Source organism: Microvirga sp. P4_G7 (assembly GCF_056401005.1).
Genome location: NZ_JBFUKD010000172.1, coordinates 1 through 6,419, shown reverse-complemented (window position 1 = coordinate 6,419; position 6,419 = coordinate 1). Strand labels below are relative to the sequence as shown.

Sequence of the window (6,419 nt, the reverse complement as noted above, 5' to 3'; positions counted from 1 at the left end):
AGGTGATGTTGCCCGTCACCATCACATATCCGCGATGGGCGAGCTTGAGGGCGTGATAGGCGTTCTGCTCGACCAGGAAGACCGTCATCCCGTCCTTCTCGTTCAGTTCTTTGATGATCGAGAAGATCTGCTTCACGATGAGCGGCGCGAGACCGAGCGACGGTTCGTCGAGCAGCAGGAGCTTGGGGCGGCTCATCAAGGCGCGGGCGATGGCCAACATCTGTTGCTCGCCGCCCGATAGGGTGCCGCCGCGTTGCTGCAGGCGTTCCTTCAACCGCGGAAACAACGTGCAGACGCGCTCGAGATCCTGAGCGAAATGCGCGAGACCGCTGATCGATGCACCCATCTGAAGGTTCTCGAACACCGTCATGCGCGGGAAGATGCGACGTCCCTCCGGAGATTGCGCGATCGACAGGCGCGCGATCTCGTGCGTCGGCAATTGCGTGATGTCCTTCCCGGCGAAACGAATGGTGCCTTCGCGGGCGCGGGGATTACCGAAGATCGTCATCATCAACGTCGACTTGCCGGCGCCGTTCGCGCCGATCAACGTCACGATCTCACCTTCGTTGACATCGACGTCGACGCCTTTGAGCGCGACGATATTGCCGTAGAAAGTCTTGACGCCGCGGACGCTCAGCAGCGGCTCGCGCGTCGCAGCCGCCGTTCCCAGCGTCGGCGTGTTGGTTCCAGCACTCATGCGCCGATCTCCGCTTCGACCTTTGCGACTTCTTCGTCGTCGACACCGAGATAGGCGGCGATGACGCGCGGATCGTTTCTCACTTCCGCCGGCGTGCCGTCGGAGATCTTGGTCCCGTAATCCAGCACCACGACATGATCGGAGATCTGCATGACGACGGACATGTCGTGTTCGATCAGCAGGATCGACGTCAGGTTGTCATTGCGGATCGACAGCAGGAGTTCGTTGAGGTCATGGGACTCGCGCGGATTGAGGCCCGCGGCCGGCTCGTCGAGACACAGCAGCACGGGATCCGTGCACATGGCGCGCGCAATCTCGAGCCGGCGTTGTGCGCCATAAGGAAGATCACCGKCGGGATCGTCGGCACGATCGATCAACCGCACCTTTTCCAGCCAATGCTTGGCCTTCTCGATCGCCTGCCGTTCGGCGGCGCGATAGCCGCCGATGCCGAGCACGCCGAGGAAGGTGAAGCCGGACGCGATCATCAGCGAGTTATGCTGCGCCACCAACAGATTTTCGAGAACGGTCATGCCCGAAAACATGCGGATGTTCTGGAATGTGCGGGCGACCTTGCCCTTCCAATTGATGTGATGTCCGGGCAGCCGCTCCAGAAAGAGCTGCGTGCCGTCGGTCTTGCGCAGCGCCACCATTCCTTCCGTCGGCTTATAGAACCCGGTGAGGCAGTTGAAGACGGTCGTCTTGCCGGCGCCGTTCGGACCGATGAGCGCGGTGATGTCACCGCGGCCGGCACGGAACGACAAGTCGTTGATGGCGACGAGGCCGCCAAAGCGCATCGTGAGATGCTGGACGTCGAGGACGGGATCTTGTTGCCAGCGCATTAGCCGTGCCCTTCCTTCACGAGCGAGCCGGAGATGGCTTTTCGCTCCTTCAAAATCACGGAGGGTTCACGTTCGGAAATCAAGCCGCGCGGACGCCAGACCATCATGGCGACCATGCCGGCGCCGAAGAGCAGGAGGCGATATTCGTTGGGGTCGAAACCCTCGCCGAAGATCGACTTCAGGAATGACAGGTTGCGCAAAATTTCGGGACCGGCCACGAGGACGATCGCAGCGATCGCGACACCGATTTGCGATCCCATGCCGCCGAGCACGACGATGGCGAGGATGATCGCGGATTCGAGGAAGTTGAAGCTCTCCGGCGACACGAAGCCCTGACGCACGGCGAAGAACGACCCCGCGAAGCCACCGAACATCGCGCCGATGGCGAAGGCCGTCAGCTTGGTGTTGGTGGTGTTGATGCCGAGCGAACGGCAGGCGATCTCGTCTTCACGCAACGCTTCCCATGCCCGTCCGACGGGCAGCTTGCGCAGCCGCATGGTGACGAAATTGGTCACGAGCGCGAGAATGAGGATCAGGTAATAGAGAAAGATGATCCGATGCATGCCGTTGAATTCGAGCCCGAACCGGGCGGCGAAGCCGTCTTCGTCGGCTGTGAACGGAATGCCGAAGAACGTGGCGCGGGGGATCGACGAGATGCCCGCGCCGCCATTGGTGAGATCGACCCAGTTGATGAGAACGAGGCGGACGATCTCGCCGAATGCGAGCGTCACGATGGCGAGATAGTCGCCGCGCAGACGCAGGACCGGAAAGCCGAGAATGATGCCCCAGAATGCGGCGAGGATGCCCGCCACCGGCAAGCAGATCCAGAACGACAGGCCGAACGTCGTCGACAGAAGTGCGTATGAATACGCACCGACCGCATAGAACGCCACATAGCCGAGATCGAGCAGACCCGCGAGGCCGACCACGATGTTGAGGCCCCATCCCAGCATCACATAGGTCAGGATGAGGATGCCGAGATCGACCCAGTAGCGGGATTCGGTAAGCCCGCCCTGGATGGCGTAGATGATGGCCGGAAAGGCGAGGGCGATCCCCAGGAACGCCGGGATGGCGAACTTCGACACCTTCTGGAAGGCGCTCGGTTCGGCATGGACCGGCTCGGTCGCCTGGTGCGGATCTGGAAGCGCCTGGCGCGCGGCGCGCGTCGCCATGAACGCGTGCTGCAACAGTCTCAGCCCGAAGATCAGCATGCAGAAGATGGCGACGAGCCCCCAGCGCGAACGCAGGAAGAGATCGGAGCCGCTCTGATCCGTCTTGTAGGCGATGATCGGGATGGACAGGCCGAGTGTGACCAAGGCGGAAATCGCGGCGTCCTTGAGCGCGGCCGCGAGATCGAAGCGGATCGGCGCTGCCGTGTCCTGGCTGGTTGCTTGCGTGATCGGAGGAGCACTCATGGTCCGGCTCCTCAGACTTTTTCGACTTCAGGGCGCCCGAGAATACCGGACGGCATGAAGATGAGAACGATGGCGAGGATCGAGAAGGCCGCCACGTCCTTGTATTCGATGGAGAAATAGGCAGACCAGAACGTCTCGATCAACCCGATGATGAGACCGCCGAGGACCGCACCCGGCAACGAGCCGATGCCCCCGAGGACAGCGGCCGTGAAGGCCTTGACGCCCGGGACGAAGCCGTCCGCAAAACTCACGACGCCGTAATAGAGCAGGTAAAGCGTGCCCGCGACCGCCGCGAGGGCAGCGCCGATGACGAAGGTGAGCGAGATCGTCTTGTCCACATCGACGCCGAGAAGCGCAGCCATCTTGCGATCCTGCTCACAGGCCCGCTGCGCACGCCCCAGCGCGGTCTTCTGAACGAGATACCAGAAGACCGTCAGCAACACCGCGGTGGTGAGCATGATGATGATCTGCTTGTAGGACAGGGCGACGGAGTATCCGGCCTCGCTCTGGTAGAGAACGATCACGTCCCGCACCATCGGGGCGGTGGGCTTGTTGCGTGCGCCCTGCGCCACCTGGACGAAGTTCGACAGGAAGATCGAAACGCCGATGGCGGAGATCAAGGGCGCCAGACGGAAGGACCCGCGCAAGGGGCGATATGCGATCCGCTCGATCGCCCAGCCCCACAGCGACGTCACGATCATGGCGAGGATCATCACGATGAAGAGCGCCAGGGCGATCGAGGAGATGCCGAGCCACGTCGTCAGGATCAGAAAGAAAATCAGCGCGACGAAGGCGCTGAGCATGAAAACATCACCGTGGGCAAAGTTGACCATGCCGATGATGCCGAACACCATCGTGTATCCGATGGCAATGAGGCCGTAGATCGACCCCAGCGTCAGCCCATTGATGAGCTGCTGCAAAAATATATCCATGTCCTACCCTTGCCCCTCTGGATGGGGTCTTTCTTGGGAAACGCCGCAGCAAAGCACGATGCAAGTCGCAGGCCAAGCCGGACGTAAGGTGGGGGTCTGTAGCAAGAGGGGTAGGGGACCACAATGGCGTCTAAAGGAGGGGGGCGACTAAACCACAACAATGTTTCATTCGGGCGCGAAGCCGCTTCTCAAACGGGATGCGAAAAGCCATATCCCAGGGATAATCTTGCGAATTCCCGCCAAGAATGAGAGTGCTTTGCCGGATGGAGATGTTGAAAGTGCCGCCCAGGTTGAATTCCGGTCTCGACCCCGCGGCCTTCCGCGAGGGCATGCGCCGGGTTCCGGGTGCCGTCCATGTGGTGGCGACTGATGGGGCGAGGGGCCGGGCGGGATTCACCGCGACGGCTGTCACCCCGGTGACCGATAGTCCGCCATCGCTTCTCGTCTGCGTCAATTCGTCTGGCCACGCGGTCAAGTCGCTCCTCGCGCACGGTTTGTTCAGCGTCAACACTTTGAGCTCCGAGGACGCCGCAGTCGCTGAAGCATTCGCCGGACGCACGCAGCTCTCCGGCGCCGAGCGGTTCGGCGTCGGGACCTGGGAGGCCACCGCCACCGGGATGCCGCGTCTGACGACGGGTCTCGTTGCGTTCGATTGCCGTGTCTCGGACGAAAGACTCGTCGCGACGCACCACGTCATCATCGGTGAGATCGTCGGCGTGACGCTTGGCGACGGCCGATCGCCCCTGATTTATCAGGAACGCCGCTATCACCACCTCTGAGGTGTGTTGCGCGCCGTTGGCGCGTTCGGGCTCCAACCCGTCAATTGGACGAAACCATCGGACACAGCCACGACGAGATGGTGACGGTGGCGATGCACGACGGTGCCAGGCCCGTATGCGTGACTCTCGCGCCACCCGTTCGCCGCCCAAACATGCAGATATCGTCCATCCACTTGTGCGGTGGTCTCGATCGTGCCGAAGGCGCGAACCGTCCTGAGCACGGAATCGACCGTGCCGCGCCAATCGAGTGTACGTTGTTTCTGCGTGATCCGCGGCCAATAACTGCCCTGTCCCTGCGCTTTCGCGTCTCGCCACAAGGCGGGAAGATCGTCGGCAAGGCGCACGCTCAACCGCTTCGCCGCCATTTGGCATTTGGCGAGAATTGTATCGTGAGTGTCCGTAACTGAGAGCGGAAAGCGATCTTGCGCCAGGATCGGTCCGGTATCGAAGGATGGCGCGAGCGCATGCGTCGTGACGGCCCATTCCGAATAATCGTCAAGAACCGCGCGAAACAGAGGATAGGGACCGCGCCCCGCGGGCAAAGGGGAGGGATGGTAGTTCAGCGCGTAGGGAAGATGTTGCTCCCAGCCGGTGATCAGCCAGGGATAACCCGCAACGATCAGCGCATCGCAACCGATGTCGCGCAGCCGCGCGAGGTCCGCCGGCTGAATGCGCGAGTATTGCACGGGGACGTTCAAGGATTGTGCCCGGGAAACGGTCACATTGTTGAAATCGTAGACGTCGTCGCAAGGGCGACTGAACAATCTGACCGGCTTCCAGCCCTTCGCCAAAAGGGTGAGAAACACGTCGCCGAGGAAGTCGATGCCTGCGAAGGCGAACCGCATTTCAAACGAGATCCTTCTGATGCCCTCTCAGTTGGCGGGCCCGTCACGCAAATCAAGAGAGGCGGAGAGAGGTCGCGGCGATGCCTTGCGCAGGAAATCCCGAAAGGTCGCGTTGTTGCGCAATGCGGTTTCGCCGCCGTCGATGACCATGTCCAAAGTCGGTACGTCGAGCTGAAAGCGCGTCGGCACCTGGTCGAGCCGTTCCTTCATGTCCTGGCCGGCATCTTCGAACGACACGCGACCGATGCTGAAGACGACGTCGCCGCAATTCCAACCTCTCAACGTTCCGCGAAGGCGCAGGACCTCTTCGTTCGACAGTGAGCAGCGCCAGCGGCGAAGATCGTTTTGCCAATCCCGCATCATCGACTTGAAATAGTCGTAGCCCTTGTAGACGCCGGAATCGATGGCGGCGTCGGTGACGATGCCCGCGAGATCGATACCCGACGGAGAGGCGAGCGATTTCGGCCAGTCGCCGCCCGGTCCGCGCCCGGCATCGACGACCATGAACAGCAAGCGGTTGACTTGCACACCTTGCTCGTCCGTCAACGGCACGTAGGGGCGATCCCGATTCGTACGCGCAATCGACAGGGAATGAATACCGAAATTGTCGGTCAGGCCGCCGTCGAGAAGTTTTACGTAGCGATAGCGTTCGGGGTCGTTGCGAAAACGGTTGAGCGCGGCGGCGCTGGCGCGCAGCGTCGCGGGCGACGATCGATCCGTGAGACTGCGCTGCATCCATTTCGGAATGTGGCCGCCGCAACTCTCGCCGTAATTCTCGACATTGATCGGAACGAACACGCCCGGAACGGCAGCGGATGCGGCGACCGCTTCAGACAAGCGAACCGTGCTGAGATCGCTGCACAAGGCGCTGAACGTGATCGGATCGAACACGAACGGAACGCGGTTGTAGAT

General features: G+C 61.6%; 6 protein-coding genes and 1 pseudogene. 1 reads left to right on the top strand and 6 read right to left on the bottom strand.

The genetic code is table 11. The features are described from left to right. The 4 genes from AC1DT3_RS09815 to AC1DT3_RS09800 form a co-directional block, all read right to left on the bottom strand. Nucleotides 1-697: ABC transporter ATP-binding protein (locus AC1DT3_RS09815; protein WP_477465068.1), on the bottom strand; the 697-nt coding region annotated here is incomplete at its 3' end. Next, complete coding sequence (locus AC1DT3_RS09810) at nt 694-1,536, bottom strand: ABC transporter ATP-binding protein (RefSeq protein WP_477465067.1); 843 nt, start codon at nt 1,534-1,536, stop codon at nt 694-696. The genes AC1DT3_RS09810 and AC1DT3_RS09815, both read right to left, overlap by 4 nt. After that, nucleotides 1,536-2,951 (bottom strand): high-affinity branched-chain amino acid ABC transporter permease LivM, encoded by a 1,416-nt coding sequence (livM, locus tag AC1DT3_RS09805; protein WP_477465066.1) that lies wholly within the window; start codon nt 2,949-2,951, stop codon nt 1,536-1,538. Before livM ends, AC1DT3_RS09810 begins: the two co-directional genes overlap by 1 nt. An 11-nt stretch (nt 2,952-2,962) precedes the next feature. Beyond that, a complete protein-coding gene (locus AC1DT3_RS09800) occupies nt 2,963-3,883 on the bottom strand; it encodes a branched-chain amino acid ABC transporter permease (protein ID WP_477465065.1) in 921 nt (306 codons plus the stop codon). A gap of 278 nt (nt 3,884-4,161) precedes the next feature. On the opposite strand from AC1DT3_RS09800, the gene AC1DT3_RS09795 reads away from it, so the two are divergent. Then, nucleotides 4,162-4,662, top strand: coding sequence for a flavin reductase family protein (locus AC1DT3_RS09795; protein ID WP_477465064.1), 501 nt, complete (start codon nt 4,162-4,164; stop codon nt 4,660-4,662). Here the strand turns inward: AC1DT3_RS09795 and AC1DT3_RS09790 are convergent. Together AC1DT3_RS09790 and AC1DT3_RS09785 are read right to left on the bottom strand one after the other, a co-directional pair. Next, nucleotides 4,650-5,507, bottom strand: coding sequence for a methionyl-tRNA formyltransferase (locus tag AC1DT3_RS09790; protein WP_477465063.1), 858 nt, complete (start codon nt 5,505-5,507; stop codon nt 4,650-4,652). The genes AC1DT3_RS09795 and AC1DT3_RS09790 overlap by 13 nt on opposite strands. Nucleotides 5,508-5,534: 27 nt before the next feature. Further along, nucleotides 5,535-6,419: pseudogene (locus tag AC1DT3_RS09785) on the bottom strand (patatin-like phospholipase family protein); the annotation flags it as partial.